Raw genomic sequence first — 19,418 nt, 5'->3', positions numbered from 1 at the left:
AGTGGTGCATTCCGTCGAGTTGCTGTTCGACCGGGACGCCGATGCGGCGATTCGGAGCATCTGGGACGACCTCACCGAAGCCGGTGTGCGGAGCCAGGCCGCACACAGATCGCCAAGCAACAGACCGCACGCCACCCTGGCGGTGGCCGAGAGCATGGACGAATCGGTGAATGACGCCCTGCGGCCGGTGTTACGTCTGCTGCCGCTTGACTGCATCATCGGCGCACCCATGCTCTTCGGTCGGCGGGACTTCACGCTGGTGCGGCTGGTCGTGCCGTCGGCCACGCTGCTGTCACTTCACGCCGAGGTACAGAGCGTCTGCGAGCCGCATATGCCGACCGGTCCGTTGCCGCACTCGCAACCGGGCCAGTGGACGCCGCATGTGACGCTGGCGCGCCGGGTGGCAGCCGACCAACTGAAACCGGCGCTGGCGCTGCGGAGTGTGTCGCATCAGCTGTCTGCAACCGTTGTGGGCCTGCGCCATTGGGACGGTGACTCGAAGCGCGAGTACCGGATCTAAACGATCGTCTTCCCAACGCTTTTCGGAACGCACATCCGCCAGCCGTCGATCACCAGCTCGCGGAGCTCGTCGAGATCGATCGCGTCGAGACGCACCAGAATCCAGTTGTATCGCATCTCCGACTGGCGCGGCAGCATGAACTTGTCTGGTTCTGCGGCCACCATCGCCGCGCGCTCCTCCTTGGGAAAGCCCACGCCCAGCACCGTCTCGTCCCGCGAGAACGCGGCATAAACCAGCCGACCCGCCCGGAACCTGATCTCGTCGCGCACCACCGCCTCGTAGGACCTCGGCAGGGTCGAGGCGATACGTCGCACATCGTCGACGGTGATCACGTCTACTCGTAGATCGCCTGGGAAACGTTGATTCCATCGACGAACAGGCGAAGGCCGAACCCGAACCGCGCATTGGCGTCGTCGGTGAGCACCGACTGCCACTCGGGCAGCTCGGCGCCCGCCGCATCCCACTGCAAGCGTGACTGCTCGTCCACGGTGAAGCCGAGCACGTAGTAGACGACGGTGCGGGCAGCCAGCTCGGCATGGGCTGTGTCGACGCCGTCGTCGGACACCGCCTCGGTCAGGGCCGCCAGAATCTGCTTCATCGCCGACGACTGACCGGCGGCGAAGCTGGCGGACACGAGTTCGGCACCGTCGGTGTGCGACAGCAGTGCGTCGCGAAGCCGATTGCACACGTCGACGACGCCGTGTGCGGACGGCACACCGTCGAGAATCCGGTCGGAAATGGCGCCGAGCAGCTCCTGCTTGTTGGCAAAATGCCAGTACAGGGCGCCGGGGGACACGCTCAGCTCCCGCGCGAGACGTCTCATCGTGAGGTCGGCGATGCCATATTCGTCCAGCAGCGTCGCCGCCGCCTCGACCACGTCGCGTTTGTGGAGCTGCACACCGGTAGCCTAACCTGAACGGTGTTCAATTGTCGGCTCGCCGACGTGTTCGAGCTCTACGAGAGGACCCACGGGTGAGCGATATTCTGGCGAAGGCACGCGACCAGGTACTGGAGCGCGGCGAAGGCCTCGACCAGGATCAGACGCTGCAGGTGCTGCAGCTGCCCGATGAAAACCTCGACGAACTCCTCGCGCTTGCCCACGAAGTCCGAATGAAGTGGTGCGGACCTGACGTCGAGGTCGAGGGCATCATCAGCCTCAAGACCGGCGGCTGCCCCGAAGACTGTCACTTCTGTTCGCAGTCAGGGCTTTTCGCATCGCCGGTGCGCAGTGCTTGGCTTGATATTCCGAGCCTGGTTGAGGCCGCCAAGCAGACCGCGAAGTCCGGTGCCACCGAATTTTGCATCGTCGCGGCTGTCCGAGGCCCTGACGAGCGACTGTTGGCGCAGGTGGCTGCGGGCATCGAGGCCATCCGCAACGAGGTCGACATCCAGATCGCCTGCTCGCTGGGCATGCTGAGCCAGGATCAGGTCGAGCGCCTTTCGGAGATGGGCGTACACCGCTACAACCACAATCTGGAGACCGCGCGGTCGTTCTTCACCAACGTCGTCACCACCCACAGCTGGGAAGAGCGGTGGGACACCCTGCAGATGGTCCGCGAGGCGGGCATGGAGGTCTGCTGCGGCGGCATCCTCGGCATGGGCGAAACGCTGGAACAGCGCGCGGAGTTCGCCGCCAACCTCGCAGAGCTCGATCCGCACGAGGTGCCGCTGAACTTCCTCAACCCACGGCCGGGCACACCGTTCGGCGACCTGGACGTGCTGCCGGCCTCCGAGGCGCTCAAGGCCGTCGCGGCCTTCCGGCTCGCGCTGCCGCGCACCATGCTCCGGTTCGCAGGTGGTCGGGAGATCACGCTGGGCGACCTGGGTGCCAAACAGGGCATTCTCGGCGGCATCAATGCCGTGATCGTGGGCAATTACCTGACGACGCTGGGCCGCCCGGCCGAGGCCGATCTGGAACTGCTCGAGGATCTGCAGATGCCCATCAAGGCGCTCAACGCCAGCCTGTAGAACTTTAAGTGATGGCGTTCAACGTCTATACCGGCGAGGCCGACGGCACGGCGCAGCCTGCGGCAGCACAGCTGGGTCTCGAGCCGCCCAGGTTCTGCGCGGAATGCGGACGACGGATGATCGTGCAGGTGCGACCGGACGGCTGGTCGGCCAAATGTTCGCGGCACGGTCTCACGGACTCGAAGGATCTGGAGCAGCGATGAATGAACTTGCCCCGCCGCGGATTTCGCGTGGACGCGCGGCGTCGACGGTCGTGATCGGTCTCGCGTTGACCGGCGTGGTGATCGGCGCGCTGTGGGCGTGGCTGGCGCCGGCGGTGCACGGCGTGGTGGCACTGACCAAGAGCGGCGAGCGGGTTCGGGCGCACCTCGGCACCGAGGCCGACCACTTCTTCGTCGCCGCCTTCCTGGTCGTCGGCATGCTGTGCGTGATGGCTGTCGTCGCGGCCGTCCTGGCGTGGCAATGGCGGGTACACCGCGGTCCCTTAATGGTCACGGCGCTCGCTTTCGGATCCGCTGTGGCCGCGGGTGTGGCATCGGGAGTCGGTGCGGTACTGGTGCATTGGCGGTACGGAACGATCGATGTAGGCGCCGCGCCCGTTTCACCCGAGCATCGGGTGCACTACGTGATCGAGGCGCCGCAGGTGTTCTTCGGGCACTCGCCGTTGCTGATCGCCCTGACGATCCTGTTCCCCGCGGCAATCGCAGCGCTGGTCTACTCGCTGATCGCGGCGACGGTCTCCCGTGATGACCTGGGGGCGTGGCCGCCCGTCGACAACGAACTCGACCGCGCGATCCTCACAGCGGGGAACGTTCTACCGTCCGGCCAGTGACAACCTTGGCGACGATTTTCGCCAGCCTGGCCATGCCGACGTAGGTCATCGGGTTCAGTAGCGTCGGCCACTTCGTCCGAACCATGTGCTCCGACAGAGGCTTTCCGGCGAACCGGTCGATGAGCCAGCGCAGTGCCATGGGTGCCGACATCGGGTGCAGCAGCATATGCTCGCTGAACATGTCGCGGTGGTAGGTCACCGACGCACCACCCAACCTGTACGTGTCGGCCAGTTCGTCGATGTCACCGACCGAGATCAACTGGTCGTGGACCGCCTGCACGATCAGCACCGGTGGCGTCGGCACCGCGACGCCGAGCTTGATGTCGGCGAAAACGTGCTGCACCTCGGGGCTGTTGAGGATCTCTTCAAGGGGCCGGTCGAGCAGATCGCCCATGTCTTTTTTGGCCATCCGGACCATCGCCTCGGCGGTCGTCATCGTGTGCAGGCGCTCGAGAAGCACCTTGCCCTCTTCTGTGACGTGCTCCTGAATGATCCGGTCGAGGTCGGGGTAGATGTGCGCGAGCGCGGCGACGACGAGTGCGGGCAACCCGGACGCGAAGGTGCCGTTGAGTCGGCGGAAGGTGTGGCCGAGATCCCCGACAGGGGAGCCGAGCACCGCCCCGACGACGTTCAGTTCCGGCGCGTAGGTGCCGCTCATCTCGGCGGCCCATGCGGTGGCGAGTCCACCGCCGGAATAGCCCCAGAGGCCGATCTGCGCGTCCGGCGACAATCCCAGCCGCTTGGTGCCGACTGCGGCGCGCAATCCGTCGAGAACGTGGTAGCCGGGTTCGTACGGTGCTCCCCACATCCCGAGGCGGCCCTCGTGGTCGGGTATCGACACCGCCCAGCCCTCAGCGAGGCAGGCGGCCACCAGGAGGAACTCGAACTGGGCGACCGCACCCGTCGCGTGCGCGTGGCGCCGTAGGGCGTACGACGGGAAGCAGCGCGACGTGACGGCATCGATCGCGCATTGGTAGGAGATGACGGGCGTCACGGCCGCTGGGGCGCGCTCGGCGGGCACGATCACCGTGGTCGCCGCCGCATCGGCCCCGCCGTGCATGTCGGTGGTCCGATACAGCAGCTGGGTGGCCTGCACACGCTGCGGGATCAGGCCCATGAACGCGAGCTCAACGTCCCGGCTGCGCAGGACGGTTCCCGGGGTGGCGTGCTGGTAGCCCGTGGGTGGCTCGTAGAACGGGTCGTCGGAGGGCAGCGGCGGACGGGTACCTCGCACCAGTTCCTCGTGGGGGACGTGCCCGATCCACTCTGCACCAGCTGCTGGCGCGACGCTGCCCAGATCCATCCGGCCATTGTTGCTTAAGAGAGCGTTAAGAAGCCAGCCGACTCACCCCGGCGGGCGTAGCGCGGCGAATTCATCGGTCACGCGGTACTGGGAGTCGGTGAACCGGTACAGCGCGGCAGGGCGCCCGCCGCTGCGCCCCGACCGCGCCGTCGTACCGGTGCGGGTGATGACGTTGCGCCGCTCCAGCACGCGTTGCAGGTTGGTGGCGTCAACCGGGTGGCCCAGCGCCGCGCTGTAGATGTCCCGCAGCGTCGACACTGCGAACTCTGTTGGTGCCAAGGCGAACCCGATATTCGTGTAGGACAGCTTGGCGACCAGCCGAGCGCGGGCGTGCTCGACCATAGGTCCGTGGTCGAAGGCCATCGCTGGCAAATCGTTCACCGGATGCCAACGGGTGTCGGGCGGCAGTTCAGGTGTTGCCGGGGAGGGCACCAGCCCTAGGAACGTCGAGGCGATGGTGCGGGTGCCCGGAACTCGGTTCGGGTCGGAGAAGGCGGCAAGTTGTTCGAGGTGAGCAACCTCACGCAGGTCGACTTTCTCGGCGAGCTGTCGCCGAACGGAGCTGGTCAGGTCCTCGTCGTCGCGGAGGCGGCCGCCGGCAAGGGCCCACTTTCCGGCCTCCGGTTCCCGTGCACGCTGCCACAACAGCACGTGAAGTGCAGGTTTCGGAGAGTCGACCGCACGAACCTGGAACACGGCAGCCAGCACCTCGTGCTCGGTGCTAATATGGGCCATGTTTTCGATTGTAAGTCGAAAACCTCGATATGCCTAAGGAGGCGGCTATGACGGTTCTGGATCGCATGCCCGCTAACGATTTGGCGGACCGGATAGTCGCCGGTCCCACCGGATTTTCCGGCGTCGACGGCGATCAGCAATGGGCCGACGAGGTCCGCCGCCTTGCCGATCTGCGCGGGGCGACGCTGTTGGCGCACAACTACCAGTTGCCTGCTATCCAGGACGTCGCCGACCACGTCGGCGATTCGCTGGCGCTGTCCCGGATCGCAGCCGAGGTACCCGAGGACACGATCGTGTTCTGCGGCGTGCACTTCATGGCCGAAACCGCCAAGATCCTGTCCCCGGACAAGACGGTGCTCATTCCCGACCAGCGGGCCGGATGCTCGCTTGCCGACTCGATCACCGCCGACGAACTGCGCGCCTGGAAGGCCGAGTATCCAGGGGCGGTGGTGGTGTCCTACGTCAACACCACTGCCGCGGTGAAAGCCGAGACCGATATCTGCTGCACCTCCTCGAATGCCGTCGAGGTGGTCGCGTCGATCCCCGCCGATCGTGAGGTGTTGTTCTGCCCGGACCAGTTCCTCGGTGCCCACGTGCGCCGGGTGACCGGGCGCAAGAATCTCCACGTCTGGGCCGGCGAATGCCATGTGCACGCCGGCATCAACGGCGACGAGCTGGCCGATCAGGCCCGTGCCCACCCCGACGCCGAGCTTTACGTCCACCCCGAATGCGGTTGTGCCACTTCGGCTCTGTACCTGGCAGGGGAAGGCGCATTCCCCGAGGACCGGGTCAAGATCCTGTCCACCGGCGGCATGCTGGACGCCGCTCGGGACACCCGGGCCCGCCAGGTGCTGGTCGCCACCGAGGTCGGGATGTTGCACCAGTTGCGGCGCGCCGCACCGGAAGTCGATTTCCGCGCGGTGAACGATCGCGCGTCGTGCAAATTCATGAAGATGATCACCCCCGCCGCGCTGCTGCGCTGCCTGGTCGAGGGTCAGGACGAAGTCCACGTGGATCCCGAGACCGCCAAGCTGGGGCGTGACAGCGTGCTCCGGATGATCGAGATCGGCCAACCCGGCGGCGGCGAATGAGCCGCCAAGCCGCTTGCGGCGGTCGCGGATACTGGCAGCAGCGCGCCGACGTCGTCGTGATCGGCACCGGCGTGGCCGGTCTGTGTGCCGCGCTTGCCGCGCACCGTCGGGGTCAAAAGGTGATGGTGCTCAGCAAGGCCGGCGACACCGCCACGTTTTACGCGCAGGGCGGCATCGCTGTGGTGCTGCCGAAAACAGACGATTCGGTCGACGCGCATGTGGCCGACACATTGGCTGCGGGCGCTGGACTGTGTGATCCGGAGGTGGTGCGTTCCATCGTCGTCGACGGTTACCGCGCCGTGCGCGACCTCGTCGATGACGGCGCGCGCTTCGACGAAGCGGCGCCGGGACAATGGTCACTGACCCGCGAGGGGGGCCATTCGCGCCGGCGGATCATCCATGCCGGCGGCGACGCGACCGGTGCGGAGGTCCAGCGCGCCCTCGACGAAGCTGCGGCGCGGCTCGACATCCGTCGCAACCATGTTGCGCTGGAGGTCCTGCACGAAGACGGCGCAGTCACGGGAGTGTTCACGCTCAACGACGATGGCCCCGGGATCGTCCACACGCGATCGGTGATCCTGGCGACCGGCGGACTCGGGCACCTCTACTCGGCGACCACGAATCCCGAGGGCTCGACCGGCGACGGTGTCGCGCTGGCGACGTGGGCCGGGCTGGCTGTGTCTGACCTCGAGTTCATCCAGTTTCACCCGACGATGCTGTTCGACGGACATGCGGGTGGGCGCCGGCCGCTGATCACCGAGGCGGTTCGTGGTGAAGGTGCGGTTCTCGTTGATTCACGGGGACGTTCGGTCACCGAAGGTGTACATCCGATGGGAGATCTGGCACCACGCGACGTCGTCGCCGCGGCGATCGACGCACGGATGACCGAGACCGGCGATCCTTTCGTTTACCTCGACGCCCGCGGCATCAAAGGATTCAAGAAGCGCTTTCCCACGGTCACCGCGGCATGCCAGGAGGCGGGCATCGATCCGACGCGTCAGCCCATCCCCGTCCTTCCGGGTGCGCACTACAGCTGCGGTGGTGTGGTCACCGATGTGCACGGGCGCACCGCGCTGGCGGGCCTTTTCGCGGCGGGGGAGGTCGCCCGCACGGGTATGCACGGGGCAAACCGGCTGGCCTCCAACAGTCTGCTCGAGGGCCTTGTGATCGGCGGCCGGGCCGGAAAGGCGGCCGCTGCACACGCTTCCGATGCCGGATCGTCGACCGCTGTGCTCCCGGAGACCGGCGTTCGACGTGCGGTGCCGCGCGCGGATCTGCAGCGGGCGATGACTCGATACGCGGCGGTTGTCCGTGACGAAGACGGGTTGCGCACGCTGTCACAGGTATTGGAGACTGCCGGACCACGAAAGCTGGACTCACGCAAGGATTTCGAGGATATTGCGCTGACCACCGCGGCCGGTGCGGTCATGGCAGCCGCACTGGAGCGCACGGAATCGCGGGGCTGCCATCATCGCGCCGACCATCCGAACACCGATCCGGCGATGGCCCGCAGCCTGGTGCCCGCGGTGGTCTGCGCCTGATGGAACTCAACGCTGACGAGTTGAGTGAAGCCCGGCGGCTGATCACCCGCGGCCTCGAGGAAGACCTGCGGTACGGCCCCGATGTCACCACGCTCGCGACGGTGCGCGCGGATGCGACGACGACGGCGTCGATGGTCGCCCGCCAGCCGGGCGTCGTCGCCGGTGTGGACATTGCGCTGTTGGTACTCGACGAGGTGCTGGGCACTGGCGAATACGTCGTCAAGCACCGTGTCGACGATGGCGAGCGGCTGGAGGCGGGCGGGATCGTGCTGACCGTCGAGGCGCCCACGCAAGGACTACTGACCGCCGAACGGACCACGCTGAACCTGGTGTGTCACCTATCGGGTATCGCCACCACGACCGCGGCCTGGGTGGCTGCCGTCGAGGGCACCGGGGCAAAGATCCGTGATACCCGCAAGACGCTGCCCGGACTGCGAGCTCTGCAGAAATACGCGGTACGCGTCGGCGGCGGCGTGAACCACCGAATGGGGTTGGGCGACGCCGCGCTGATCAAGGACAACCACGTCGCCTCCGCAGGCTCGGTGGTGGCTGCGCTGCACGCGGTGCGGGCAGCTGCGCCGAATCTGCCGTGCGAGGTCGAGGTCGACTCCCTGGAGCAACTCGACGAAGTATTCGCCGAAAATCTCGGGGATGAGGCATTGATACTGCTCGACAACTTCCCGGTCTGGCAGACACAGATCGCGGTGCAGCGCCGCGATTCTCGCTCGCCGGCAACCAAGTTGGAATCCTCAGGCGGATTGTCGCTCGACACTGCGGCCGAGTACGCCGGTACCGGCGTGGACTACCTCGCTGTCGGGGCTCTCACCCACTCGGTGACCGTGCTGGACATCGGTCTGGATCTCTAGGGCCTTCGTGAACGTCGAATCGCGCCGCCTCATTGTGCTGACCATCATCAGTCTGCTGGTGGCGGCCACCGCGCTCGGTGTGGCCGGTTGGGCGCTTTACCGGTCGGACTATGCCAAGACGGACTACAGCATGGACCAGATCGCGGCGGCCAAGGCCAAGGCCTGTACCGCCGTCGACGTTGTGCGGCGCGGCGTTTCGGTCAACACCAATCTGATGCCTGCCGGCGGGCCGGCAGATGTCACGGGCGCACAGGCCGTCGCCGCCAACGCCCGGGTATCGCTTTTCGACGGCGGGCAGTATCTGATGGCGCGGCTGGATCCGGCGACACCGGAACCTGTGGCGCAGAAGGTCCGCGAATTCGCCGACTACTTGATGGATATCGGAGCGAACGCGACAGCCGGCACCACGAACGATGATCCTTCGCAGGCCGAACGACTGCGGGCCGCGGACCAGGTGAGCGCCGACCTAACGCAATTGTGCAAGTAGTTATTTGGTGAGCAGCGCCCGCGTCCCGGCTTTCGCGGCGTTGAGCGCGGCGCTGTCTCCCGAAATGCGCGACAGGATCAGAGCCCCTTCGATGAGCGCGATGACGGCGAGCGCCGTCTCATCGGATTCGGCCTCGGCCCAGCCGTCATCGCGCAATCGGTCGGCGATGGCCATCTGCCAGGACTGAAACGCCCGGGCCGACGCGGACCGAACAAGCGGACTCGCGTTCACCGATTCGGTCGCGATCGGTTCGATCGGGCAGCCGTCGCGACAATCAAGCGCAAGTCCAGAAGACATCAGGTCTATCCAGCCGTCGACGATGTCGGTCACGGGCAACCCGCTGTCGAGAAACTGCCGCAGCCGCGTTTCGATGTCGGTTCCCGTACCTTCCACCACGGCCGCGGCCAACTGCTGCTTGCCGTCGGGGAAGTGGTGGTACAGCGATCCCGCCTTGACGTCGGCGACTTCCAAAATCTGATTCACACCGGTCGCGGCATACCCCTGCCTGCGAAAAAGCATGGCGGCGGCGTCGACTAAAGCGGTGCGGCTCCGGTCTGGGCGCGGCATCCCTTGACTTTACTTGAAAGGTCACTCAAGAATAGTTGAACGTTCGCTAAAGAATGCCCGTAATGCATCGCGTGCCGCGCCCCTGACGTCTGCCCACGTTGTCGGACAAGACGGTGTTCACGCGATAGCGGTCATGCGATATCGGCGACGAAGATAGCCATCTTCTTCGCCTGCGTGCGGGCCATGAACGGTAGGTCGTCGGCGCCGCCGCTACCCGCGGGCAGGATTCGCGGGTTGACGATGTGGACCGTGCGGGAGCCGAAGAGCACGTCGGCCTCGTTCGCGGCGAGCACGTTCTTCACCCAATCGGTCTTTCCGTGGCCCAGCGCGATTGCGAGCGTGCTGCCCTTGCGGAAGGGTGTGACGACGGTTTCGTAGGTCTTGCCGGACTTGCGGCCGCGGTGCCTCACCTTGGCAACACCGGGCATGACGCCCGCGATGCGCTTGACTACGGGGTTCATGTATTTGATCTGCAGGCGCTCGAACATCGGCGGATAGATCATCGGGACGCCCGGCGCGTTGTTGGGGTGATCCTTGGCGGACATGAACCTGGACACTACGTGACGATGCCCGCCCCACAAGGGGACGGGCATCGCCATTTGTCGTGCAGTGTCAACCGTTTCGACGATTACGGATTGTCGCTACCGGTGTCGCCGTCGCTGCCGTCGTTACCGCCGAAGCCACCACTGCCGCCGTCGCCGGCGCTGCCGCCGGAGCCGGTGCCGGCGCCGCTGGCGTCGCCGCCGTTGCCGCCGTTGCCGCCGTCGGAGAACACGGTGCCGCCGTTGCCTCCGTCGCCACCATCGCCGCCGGTGCCGGTGCCGGTGCCGGTGCCGGTTGTGGAGTCGCCGCCGTCGCCACCCTCGCTGCCGTCGCCGAACACAACGCCGCCATGACCACCATTACCGGCGTCGCCGCCGTTGGCAATGCCGCCTTCGGTCTCCGCGTCCCCGGCGTCGCCACCGGATCCACCATTACCGACGAAATCGGCGTTGCCGCCGTCGCCACCCTCGCCTGAAGTGGCGGTGCCAGTGCCGGTGGTTTCGGCATCACCACCCTCGCCGCCGTCGCCGCCGCCGGTGCCACCGTTCCCGGCGTCACCGCCGTCGCCGCCATCAGCCTCATTGGCCCCGACGGCAGTTGCCTCGCCGCCGTCGCCGCCGTCGCCGCCGATCCCGTAGTACCCGCCCGAGCCGCCAAAGCCGCCCGCGCCGCCCTCTGCATTGTTATCGCCCAATAGGAGCCCGCCAGGATTGTTGTCGTCGCCGCCGTCACCGCCTGCGCCGCCATTGCCGACGGCGCCCGCATCTCCGCCGCGACCACCACTCTGCGCGGGGTTGAGCTGAACTGTCACGCCTGCAATATCGGGGCCATAAGTTGCGTCGGCTCCGTTGCCGCCGCGCCCGCCATTGCCGCCGAAGAAGCCGGCGTTACCGCCGTTGCCTGGCTGAGTGCCGAGCGTGGCGGCCTCCGCCGCGGTCGGGCTGTAACCGTCACCGCCGCTACCGAACAGCCAGCCTCCGTTGTAGCCGTCGGGATGAGCCAAATTGCCGTCGGCGCCATTGCCGATCGCCCCGAAGGTGAACACCTGGACCAGCGGATTGTCGAGGAAGGGATCGAACGCGTTGACGAAGGGGGCCGGATCGAAGATGCCTCCGCCGCTGGAGCTGGTGTCGCCGGACGAGCCAATAAGAGACGGACAAATGCCCGGAATGCAGGGAATATTTGCTATCGGCTGCGCTTGCGCCGTTCCGATCGAACCGAAGCCGATGAACGCCACGGCCATGGCCCCACCGACCATTGCGCCGCCGACGGCGCGTCGCGCGACCGTACCTCGTGCCGCGTATGCGCGGTGCTTGCCCGCGAATTTTGTGCTGGACATTTTCTACCCTTCTATCGACCTGAACCGAACGATCCAGTTACCCCGAGATCTCCGACATCCGTTCGCGAAGCCTGTGGCCGAGTGGCTGGACCGAAGGTTCACTCTGGTAGTCAGCTAACCGACTGATGTCGATCACAGACATATTGACACCCCGTAGAGGGATTTCATAGCAACTTATCGAATTCGACAGGAAAAAGTTTATTAACCTCGGCGACAATTCCAACGCTCCCGTAGATCGATCTTGATTGGACGCTTGCCCATGCAAGAAATAGTCGGTGATCGCGATCATGGGTCAGCAATCCCAATATTGGGAATGGCAACAGCGCGATAATAGGCTCTAACAGCAGTAAATAGAGTTTGAGCTGCAACAATGATCCGTACAGCTAAGGCTATTTGACAGCCGGCCGCAAGCACCTAGACGTTCGCCAGGGCATCAAATTGACCTTGACTTTACGTCATCGTTAATTGTCGGTCGACGTGCGAGTAGCCGATCTGAATGCACTCGGCTAGCTAACTTTCATGATCAGCTTCTTGCGCAATCAATTATCGTGTCCGCGCCATTGAGTAAACTGATCTTGTTTTGGACGCGCCGTATGGCCATCGAATCCGTAGTTTGCTACGTATAACGGTGACTGGCAGCTACTATCGGCCGCATGTCTGAGCATTCGGAGTCTTCACGGGGGTCCATCATTTCCGTTCTGGCGTTAGTCGTGGCGCTCGTCGCCGTCGGACTGGCCGGTTGGGCGTTGACGAAGGGGCCGTCATCGACGTCGTCAGCTTCGGAGTCGGAGCAGGCCTCGGTATTCACCGGCACCACGACCGACGACCCCAAGGGCAGTGTCTGTGAGGCCTTCAACCTCGTTCGGAATGGCGTCCAGCTCAACACCAACCTGCAGCCTGCCGGCGGGCCGTCAGACGTCACCGGCGTTCTGGCAGTGGCGGCAAATGCACGGGTGTCGCTCTTCGACGGGGGCCAATACCTGATGGCCCGGCTGCAGCCAGACACGCCGACGGAGCTGGCGGAGCCGGTGCGCAAGTTCGCCAACCAGCTCATGGACATCGGCGCTCGCTCGGTTGCCGGCATTGCGAACGCGGATCCCGACCAGGCCGCGCGGCTGAAGGACGCCGACGCCACCAACGCCATGATCACCACTCTGTGCAAGTGAGCGCCCGCCCCACCTGACCGCAGACGCGGCCGCTTGCCGCGACGATATCGATTTGGCCTGTTCTGGGACAATGGCTGGGTGAGCGCACCATCACCCCTGCTGTCCCGCATCGATCTGCGGGGAACCGATCTCTCGGCTGCTGGTCTGCGGTCGGCGTTGCCGCGCGGTGGCGTAGACGTCGACGCGGTCGTACCGAAGGTCCGCCCCATCGTCGATGCCGTGGCCGCGCGCGGCGCCGAGGCCGCCCTTGAGTTCGGCGAATCGTTTGATGGCGTGCGACCCGCGCAGGTCCGAGTGCCCGCGGCTTGTCTGAAGCGCGCGATCGACGAACTGCCATCCGATGTCCGCACGGCGCTAGAGGTAGCCATCGAACGCGCCCGCGCGGTGCATGCCGACCAACGCCGTACCGACACCACGACGACGCTCGCCCCGGGTGCCACAGTGACCGAGCGTTGGGTGCCCGTCGAGCGTGTCGGCCTCTACGTGCCGGGCGGCAACGCGGTCTATCCGTCCAGCGTGGTGATGAACGTGGTGCCCGCCCAGACCGCCGGTGTCGATTCGCTGGTGATCGCGAGCCCCCCGCAGGCGCAGTTTGAGGGCCTGCCGCACCCGACGATCCTTGCCGCGGCGCGACTGCTGGGTGTCGACGAGGTATGGGCTGTCGGCGGGGCGCAGGCCGTCGCGCTGCTGGCGTACGGCGGCACCGATACCGACGGCGCCGAGTTGGCGCCTGTCGACATGATCACCGGTCCGGGCAACATCTATGTCACCGCGGCCAAGCGGATCTGCCGTTCGCAGGTCGGCATCGACGCGGAGGCGGGCCCGACGGAGATCGCGATCCTCGCCGATCACACCGCGGATGCCGTGCACGTGGCCGCCGACCTGATCAGCCAGGCCGAGCACGACGAGATGGCCGCCAGCGTGCTGGTCACCCCCAGCGCAGACCTGGCGGACGCCACCGACCGAGAACTGGCGAATCAGCTGACCACCACCATCCACCGCGAGCGGGTGGCGGCGGCACTGCGCGGTAAGCAGTCAGCAACAGTGCTGGTCGACGATCTCGACGCGGGCATCCGCACCGTCAACGCCTACGCTGCCGAGCACCTGGAGATCCAGACCGTCGATGCCCGAGAAGTGGCGGGCCGAATCCGTTCGGCCGGTGCGATATTCGTCGGTGCCTACTCTCCGGTGAGTCTCGGCGACTACTGCGCGGGGTCCAACCACGTGCTGCCCACCGCCGGCTGCGCCCGGCACTCAAGCGGACTGTCGGTGCAGACATTCCTGCGCGGTATCCACGTCGTGGACTACGACGAGGCCGCACTCAAGGACGTCTCCGGCTATGTGATCACGCTTGCCGAGGCCGAGAACCTGCCGTCGCATGGCGAAGCCGTACGCCGGAGGTTCGAAACGTGACCCCCGGCCGAAAAACGACGTTGGACGACCTGCCGCTGCGTGAAGACCTGCGCGGGAAGTCGCCCTATGGCGCGCCCCAGCTGGCTGTGCCGGTGCGACTCAACACCAATGAGAACCCGCACCCGCCGACGAAGGCTCTCGTCGACGACGTGACGGCGTCGGTCCACGCCGTCGCGGGGGAGCTGCATCGCTACCCGGATCGCGATGCGGTGGCCCTGCGCACGGACCTCGCCGCGTATCTGACCGCGCAAACCGGTGTGGATCTGGACGTCGAGAACCTCTGGGCGGCGAACGGTTCCAATGAGATTCTGCAGCAGCTTCTGCAGGCCTTCGGCGGTCCAGGGCGCAGCGCCATCGGATTCGTACCGTCGTATTCGATGCACCCCATCATCTCCGACGGGACTCAGACCAGATGGCTGGTCGCGAACCGCGCCGACGACTTCAGCCTCGACGTCGAGGTCGCGGTCCAGGCGATCAAGGAGTACGACCCGGATATCGTCTTCCTGGCCAGTCCGAACAACCCTTCTGGACAGAGCATTTCACTAGACGACCTGCGGCGCCTCCTTGAGGCGATGAGTACCGGCATGCTGATCGTCGACGAGGCCTACGGCGAGTTCTCGAGCCAACTCAGCGCGGTCAACCTCATCGACGATTACCCGAGCAGGCTTGTCGTGACCCGCACCATGAGCAAGGCGTTCGCGTTCGCCGGCGGACGGCTCGGTTATCTCATTGCCGCCCCTGCGGTCATTGAGGCGATGCTGCTGGTTCGGCTGCCTTATCACCTGTCGTCGGTGACGCAGGCGGCAGCCCGCGCCGCGCTCCGCCACGCCGATGACACGCTCGGCAGCGTGGCCAAACTCATCGCAGAACGCAATCGAGTCGCAGAAGCCCTGACCCGCATGGGATTTCGCGTCATCGACAGCGACGCCAATTTCGTGCTGTTCGGCGAATTCGCCGACGCCCCCGCGACCTGGCAGCGGTATCTGGACGCCGGAGTCCTGATTCGTGACGTCGGCATCGCCGGATACCTGCGCGCCACCACCGGTCTCACCGAGGAGAACGATGCGCTGCTCGACGTGAGCGCCCGTCTCGCAGCTACCGAACTCGTATCCATAGGAGCACAGTGACCATTACTCGTATCGCGAAGATCGAACGCAAGACCAAGGAGTCCGACATCGTCGTCGAACTCGACCTCGACGGCACCGGCAACGTCAGCGTCGAAACCGGCGTTCCGTTCTTCGACCACATGTTGACCGCGCTCGGCAGCCACGCAAGCTTCGACCTGACCGTGCGCGCCAAGGGCGACGTCGAGATCGAGGGCCACCACACCATCGAGGACACGGCGATTGTGCTCGGCCAGGCACTGGGCCAGGCACTGGGTGACAAGAAGGGCATCCGGAGGTTCGGCGATGCCTGGATTCCGATGGACGAATCACTCGCGCATGCTGCGGTTGACGTGTCCGGCAGGCCGTACTGCGTCCACACCGGCGAGCCGGATCACATGCTGCACTTCACGATCGCGGGATCTGAGGCGCCGTACCACACCGTGGTGAACCGGCATGTGTTCGAAACCATCGCGATGAACGCGCGCATCGCGTTGCACGTTCGCGTGCTCTACGGCCGCGACCCGCACCACATCACCGAGGCGGAGTACAAGGCCGTCGCCCGTGCGCTTCGCCAGGCCGTCGAGTTCGACCCGCGCGTCACCGGAGTGCCGTCGACGAAAGGCACCCTATGACGGCGAAAGTCGTCGTCCTCGACTACGGCTCCGGAAACCTCCGATCGGCTCAGCGCGCCCTGGAACGGGTCGGCGCCGACGTGGAGGTGACCGCTGATGCCGACGCGGCGATGAACGCAGACGGTCTGGTGGTGCCCGGCGTCGGCGCTTTCGAGGCATGTATGGCGGGCCTGCGGCAGATCGGTGGCGAGAAGATCATCGCCGATCGGGTCAGTGCGGGCCGCCCGGTGCTGGGGGTGTGTGTCGGTATGCAGATCCTGTTCGCACGTGGGGTCGAGTTCGGCGTGGAGAGCGCCGGCTGTGGTCAATGGCCGGGTGCGGTGATCCGGCTGGACGCCCCGGTGATCCCACACATGGGCTGGAACGTCGTGGACGCACCATCGGGTACCCGGCTGTTCAAGGGCCTGGACCCCGACATCCGGTTCTATTTCGTCCATTCCTATGCCGCCCAGCAGTGGGAAGGCAGTCCGGATGCACTGTTGACATGGGCTACCCACACGGTGCCGTTCCTGGCCGCAGTCGAGGACGGTCCACTGGCCGCCACCCAGTTCCACCCGGAGAAGAGTGGCGACGCGGGCGCATCGCTTTTGGCCAATTGGGTTGAGGGGCTCTAGGTTGACGGCCGTGAGATTGATACTCCTTCCAGCCGTCGACGTGGTGGAGGGTCGCGCTGTTCGGCTCATGCAGGGAAAGGCGGGCAGCGAGACCGAGTACGGCTCGGCACTCGACGCCGCGATGAACTGGCAGCGGGACGGCGCAGAGTGGATACACCTCGTCGACCTCGACGCCGCGTTCGGTCGGGGAGACAACCGTGAACTACTCGCCGAGGTCGTCGGCAGGCTCGACGTCGCAGTGGAACTTTCGGGCGGCATCCGCGACGACGACTCGCTGAAGGCGGCACTGGCCACTGGTTGCGCCCGGGTGAACCTCGGCACCGCAGCGCTGGAGAACCCGCACTGGTGCGCCAAGGCGGTCGCCGAACACGGCGACAAGGTGGCCGTCGGTCTGGACGTCAAGATCGATGGAGCCGACCACCGATTGCGCGGTCGCGGATGGGAGACCGACGGTGGTGACCTCTGGGAGGTGCTGGAACGGCTTGACCGCGAAGGATGTTCACGTTTCGTCGTCACCGATGTGACCAAGGACGGCACACTCAATGGTCCGAACCTCGAGCTGTTGGGGGCGGTCACCGAACGCACCGCCGCACCGGTGATCGCGTCCGGTGGTGTCTCGAGTCTTGACGATCTGCGCGCGATCGCGACTCTGACGGACCGCGGTGTAGAAGGGGCGATCGTCGGAAAGGCGCTGTATGCCGGGCGATTCACGCTTCCGGAGGCGCTGGCCGCGGTGGCGCGATAGATGGCCCTCGATACGGCGGACCTCGACGGGTTGGTCGCCGTGGCCGCCAAGATCCTCGACGAAGCGGCCAAGCCGTTCATCGAAGGTCACCGCGCCGACTCAGCAGTGCAGAAGAAGGGCAATGACTTCGCCACCGAAGTCGATCTCGCGATTGAACGCCAGGTGGTCGAAGCGCTGACGCGCGAGACCGGTATCGAGGTGCACGGCGAGGAGTTCGGCGGCGCCGACGTCGATTCACCACTGGTGTGGGTGCTCGACCCGATCGACGGGACGTTCAACTATGCGGCCGGGTCACCAATGGCGGCCATCCTGCTCGGCCTCCTGCGTGACGGCGAGCCCGTCGCGGGCCTGACGTGGGTCCCGTTCACCGGGGAGAGGTTCACCGGTGTCGTCGGTGAGCCACTGCGCAGCAACGGTATCGAGCAGCCGGCGCTCGATCCAGTACCACTGTCCGAATCGATCGTCGGGGTCAGCACCTTCAACATCGACTCACGCGGCAAAGTGCCGGGCCGGTATCGACTCGCCGTGATCGAGAACCTCAGCCGGAAGTGCTCCCGGATGCGGATGCACGGCGCCACTGGCGTCGACTTCGCCTACGCCGCATCCGGAATCCTCGGCGGGGCCATCAGTTTCGGAGCGCATGTGTGGGACCACGCCGCGGGTGTCGCGCTGGTGCGGGCGGCGGGCGGAATCGTCACGAACCTGGACGGCAGCGACTGGACCACCAAATCGCGCTCGGCGCTGGCCGGCGCGCCAGGGGTGCACTCCGAACTGCTCGAGTTACTCCACTCCGTCGGCGCACCGGAGGATTTCTAGATGGACCTCGCAGTGCGCATCATCCCCTGCCTCGACGTCGACGACGGCCGGGTCGTCAAGGGCGTGAACTTCGAAAACCTCCGCGACGCAGGCGATCCCGTCGAGCTGGCCGCGGCCTACGACGCCGAGGGTGCCGACGAGCTCACATTCCTGGATGTCACCGCATCTTCTGCGGGCCGGGCCACCATGCTCGAGGTGGTCAAACGCACCGCCGAGCAGGTGTTCATTCCGCTGACCGTCGGCGGCGGCGTGCGATCGGTGGCCGACGTCGACGTGTTGCTGCGCGCGGGCGCGGACAAAGTCGCGGTCAACACCGCCGCCATCGCCAGGCCGGAACTCCTCGCCGAGATGTCCCGCCAGTTCGGTTCGCAGTGCATCGTCCTGTCCGTCGACGCGCGCACCGTGCCGCGGGACCAGGAGCCGACTCCGTCGGGCTGGGAGGTGACCACGCACGGTGGCCGGCGGGGCACCGGCATCGACGCCGTCGAATGGGCGACCCGAGGTGCCGAACTCGGCGTCGGCGAGATCCTGTTGAACTCGATGGACTTCGACGGCACCAAGGCAGGATTCGACCTGCCGATGATCGCGGCGGTACGCGGGGCGGTCAACGTCCCTGTGATCGCCAGCGGCGGCGCCGGCGCGCCCCAACATTTCGCGCCCGCGGTTGTTGCAGGTGCTGATGCCGTGCTGGCAGCGAGCGTGTTCCATTTCCGCGAGCTGACCATTGACCAGGTCAAGGCGGCGATGGCAGCAGAAGGAATTGTCGTGAGATGAGCGAATTGGACGCAAGCGTGGCCTCGCGCCTGAAGCGCGACGCCAACGGGCTGTTCACCGCGGTGGTGCAGGAACGCGGCACCGGCCAGGTGCTGATGGTCGCGTGGATGGACGACGCGGCACTGGCGCGGACGCTGGAAACCCGCGAGGCGACGTACTACTCGCGTTCGCGCGGCGAACAGTGGGTCAAGGGCGCCACATCGGGTCACACCCAGCACGTGCACTCGGTGCGGCTGGACTGCGACGGCGACACGGTGCTGCTGGAGGTCGACCAGGTCGGAGCGGCATGCCACACCGGCGACCACAGTTGCTTCGATGCGGACGTTCTGCTGGCATCGGAACAGTGAGCATGGTCGACCA

The 19,418-nt window shown here is 66.0% G+C and carries 24 protein-coding genes; 17 read left to right on the top strand and 7 right to left on the bottom strand.

What is annotated here, in order from left to right; translation table 11 throughout:
• Position 1 precedes the first annotated feature (1 nt).
• The gene (locus CSQ99_RS02815; protein ID WP_099037516.1) at positions 2-520 is read left to right on the top strand and encodes a 2'-5' RNA ligase family protein; all 519 of its coding nucleotides are present in this window, start codon (positions 2-4) and stop codon (positions 518-520) included.
• Here the strand turns inward: CSQ99_RS02815 and CSQ99_RS02810 are convergent.
• Together CSQ99_RS02810 and CSQ99_RS02805 are read right to left on the bottom strand one after the other, a co-directional pair.
• A complete protein-coding gene (locus tag CSQ99_RS02810; protein ID WP_099037515.1) occupies positions 517-852 on the bottom strand; it encodes an MmcQ/YjbR family DNA-binding protein in 336 nt (111 codons plus the stop codon). The genes CSQ99_RS02815 and CSQ99_RS02810 overlap by 4 nt on opposite strands.
• 2 nt (positions 853-854) lie before the next feature.
• Entirely contained in the window at positions 855-1,418 is a 564-nt protein-coding gene (locus tag CSQ99_RS02805; protein ID WP_099037514.1) for a TetR family transcriptional regulator, read from the bottom strand.
• Positions 1,419-1,492: 74 nt separating this feature from the next.
• Between CSQ99_RS02805 and bioB the strand changes: the two genes are divergently transcribed.
• The 3 genes from bioB to CSQ99_RS02790 are packed head-to-tail and all read left to right on the top strand — an operon-like array spanning position 1,493 to position 3,320.
• Positions 1,493-2,488: a biotin synthase BioB gene (gene bioB / locus CSQ99_RS02800; RefSeq protein WP_099037513.1), complete on the top strand. Its 996-nt coding sequence runs from the start codon at positions 1,493-1,495 to the stop codon at positions 2,486-2,488.
• Between the two features lie 11 nt (positions 2,489-2,499).
• The gene (gene bsaP, locus CSQ99_RS02795; RefSeq protein ID WP_099037512.1) at positions 2,500-2,691 is read left to right on the top strand and encodes a biotin synthase auxiliary protein BsaP; all 192 of its coding nucleotides are present in this window, start codon (positions 2,500-2,502) and stop codon (positions 2,689-2,691) included.
• Entirely contained in the window at positions 2,688-3,320 is a 633-nt protein-coding gene (locus CSQ99_RS02790; protein WP_099037511.1) for a DUF2567 domain-containing protein, read from the top strand. The genes bsaP and CSQ99_RS02790 overlap by 4 nt, the downstream gene beginning before the upstream one ends.
• Here the strand turns inward: CSQ99_RS02790 and CSQ99_RS02785 are convergent.
• The gene (locus CSQ99_RS02785; protein WP_099037510.1) at positions 3,286-4,623 is read right to left on the bottom strand and encodes a lipase family protein; all 1,338 of its coding nucleotides are present in this window, start codon (positions 4,621-4,623) and stop codon (positions 3,286-3,288) included. The genes CSQ99_RS02790 and CSQ99_RS02785 overlap by 35 nt on opposite strands.
• 42 nt (positions 4,624-4,665) lie before the next feature.
• Positions 4,666-5,358 (bottom strand): NUDIX hydrolase, encoded by a 693-nt coding sequence (locus tag CSQ99_RS02780; RefSeq protein WP_099037509.1) that lies wholly within the window; start codon positions 5,356-5,358, stop codon positions 4,666-4,668.
• A gap of 47 nt (positions 5,359-5,405) precedes the next feature.
• Here CSQ99_RS02780 and nadA point away from each other — a divergent pair, with 47 nt between their 5' ends.
• The 4 genes from nadA to CSQ99_RS02760 are packed head-to-tail and all read left to right on the top strand — an operon-like array spanning position 5,406 to position 9,343.
• Positions 5,406-6,449, top strand: a complete 1,044-nt coding sequence (gene nadA, locus CSQ99_RS02775) for a quinolinate synthase NadA (RefSeq protein WP_099037508.1) — start codon at positions 5,406-5,408, stop codon at positions 6,447-6,449.
• On the top strand, positions 6,446-7,990 hold the full coding sequence (locus CSQ99_RS02770) for an L-aspartate oxidase (protein WP_099037507.1): 1,545 nt from the start codon (positions 6,446-6,448) through the stop codon (positions 7,988-7,990). The genes nadA and CSQ99_RS02770 overlap by 4 nt, the downstream gene beginning before the upstream one ends.
• Positions 7,990-8,856, top strand: coding sequence for a carboxylating nicotinate-nucleotide diphosphorylase (nadC, locus tag CSQ99_RS02765; protein WP_099037506.1), 867 nt, complete (start codon positions 7,990-7,992; stop codon positions 8,854-8,856). The genes CSQ99_RS02770 and nadC overlap by 1 nt, the downstream gene beginning before the upstream one ends.
• Before the next feature lie 7 nt (positions 8,857-8,863).
• A complete protein-coding gene (locus CSQ99_RS02760) occupies positions 8,864-9,343 on the top strand; it encodes a hypothetical protein (protein WP_099037505.1) in 480 nt (159 codons plus the stop codon).
• Here the strand turns inward: CSQ99_RS02760 and CSQ99_RS02755 are convergent, their stop codons facing one another.
• From CSQ99_RS02755 to CSQ99_RS31655, 3 genes are all read right to left on the bottom strand, one after another.
• A complete protein-coding gene (locus CSQ99_RS02755) occupies positions 9,344-9,910 on the bottom strand; it encodes a TetR/AcrR family transcriptional regulator (RefSeq protein ID WP_099037504.1) in 567 nt (188 codons plus the stop codon). It lies immediately after the preceding gene.
• A gap of 131 nt (positions 9,911-10,041) precedes the next feature.
• The gene (locus CSQ99_RS02750) at positions 10,042-10,455 is read right to left on the bottom strand and encodes a nitroreductase family deazaflavin-dependent oxidoreductase (RefSeq protein ID WP_099037503.1); all 414 of its coding nucleotides are present in this window, start codon (positions 10,453-10,455) and stop codon (positions 10,042-10,044) included.
• An 83-nt stretch (positions 10,456-10,538) separates the two neighbouring features.
• Positions 10,539-11,792 (bottom strand): PGRS repeat-containing protein, encoded by a 1,254-nt coding sequence (locus CSQ99_RS31655; protein ID WP_099037502.1) that lies wholly within the window; start codon positions 11,790-11,792, stop codon positions 10,539-10,541.
• A 653-nt stretch (positions 11,793-12,445) separates the two neighbouring features.
• On the opposite strand from CSQ99_RS31655, the gene CSQ99_RS02740 reads away from it, so the two are divergent.
• From CSQ99_RS02740 to hisI, 9 genes are all read left to right on the top strand, one after another.
• Positions 12,446-12,958 carry a hypothetical protein gene (locus tag CSQ99_RS02740; protein WP_099037501.1) on the top strand — a complete coding sequence of 171 codons (513 nt, stop codon included), beginning with the start codon at positions 12,446-12,448 and terminating at the stop codon, positions 12,956-12,958.
• 96 nt (positions 12,959-13,054) lie between these two features.
• Entirely contained in the window at positions 13,055-14,371 is a 1,317-nt protein-coding gene (hisD, locus tag CSQ99_RS02735) for a histidinol dehydrogenase (protein ID WP_176560851.1), read from the top strand.
• Positions 14,368-15,498: a histidinol-phosphate transaminase gene (locus tag CSQ99_RS02730; protein WP_099037499.1), complete on the top strand. Its 1,131-nt coding sequence runs from the start codon at positions 14,368-14,370 to the stop codon at positions 15,496-15,498. The genes hisD and CSQ99_RS02730 overlap by 4 nt, the downstream gene beginning before the upstream one ends.
• 2 nt (positions 15,499-15,500) lie before the next feature.
• Positions 15,501-16,109, top strand: coding sequence for an imidazoleglycerol-phosphate dehydratase HisB (gene hisB / locus CSQ99_RS02725; RefSeq protein ID WP_176560850.1), 609 nt, complete (start codon positions 15,501-15,503; stop codon positions 16,107-16,109).
• Positions 16,106-16,723, top strand: coding sequence for an imidazole glycerol phosphate synthase subunit HisH (gene hisH / locus CSQ99_RS02720; protein ID WP_099037497.1), 618 nt, complete (start codon positions 16,106-16,108; stop codon positions 16,721-16,723). The genes hisB and hisH overlap by 4 nt, the downstream gene beginning before the upstream one ends.
• Positions 16,724-16,733: 10 nt before the next feature.
• Positions 16,734-17,468, top strand: a complete 735-nt coding sequence (gene priA, locus CSQ99_RS02715; RefSeq protein ID WP_099037618.1) for a bifunctional 1-(5-phosphoribosyl)-5-((5-phosphoribosylamino)methylideneamino)imidazole-4-carboxamide isomerase/phosphoribosylanthranilate isomerase PriA — start codon at positions 16,734-16,736, stop codon at positions 17,466-17,468.
• Positions 17,469-18,284 (top strand): inositol monophosphatase family protein, encoded by an 816-nt coding sequence (locus tag CSQ99_RS02710; RefSeq protein WP_099037496.1) that lies wholly within the window; start codon positions 17,469-17,471, stop codon positions 18,282-18,284.
• Positions 18,285-19,058 carry an imidazole glycerol phosphate synthase subunit HisF gene (gene hisF / locus CSQ99_RS02705; RefSeq protein ID WP_099037495.1) on the top strand — a complete coding sequence of 258 codons (774 nt, stop codon included), beginning with the start codon at positions 18,285-18,287 and terminating at the stop codon, positions 19,056-19,058. It abuts the gene before it with no gap.
• A complete protein-coding gene (gene hisI, locus CSQ99_RS02700) occupies positions 19,055-19,405 on the top strand; it encodes a phosphoribosyl-AMP cyclohydrolase (RefSeq protein WP_099037494.1) in 351 nt (116 codons plus the stop codon). The genes hisF and hisI overlap by 4 nt, the downstream gene beginning before the upstream one ends.
• The last annotated feature ends 13 nt before the right edge of the window (positions 19,406-19,418 follow it).

The sequence above is a fragment of the Mycobacterium neglectum genome (genome assembly GCF_002591975.1).
In the GTDB taxonomy this organism is placed as follows: Bacteria; Actinomycetota; Actinomycetes; order Mycobacteriales; family Mycobacteriaceae; genus Mycobacterium; species Mycobacterium neglectum.
Note: the sequence above shows the minus strand (reverse complement) of the source record. Positions and strands in the feature narration are given on the sequence as shown.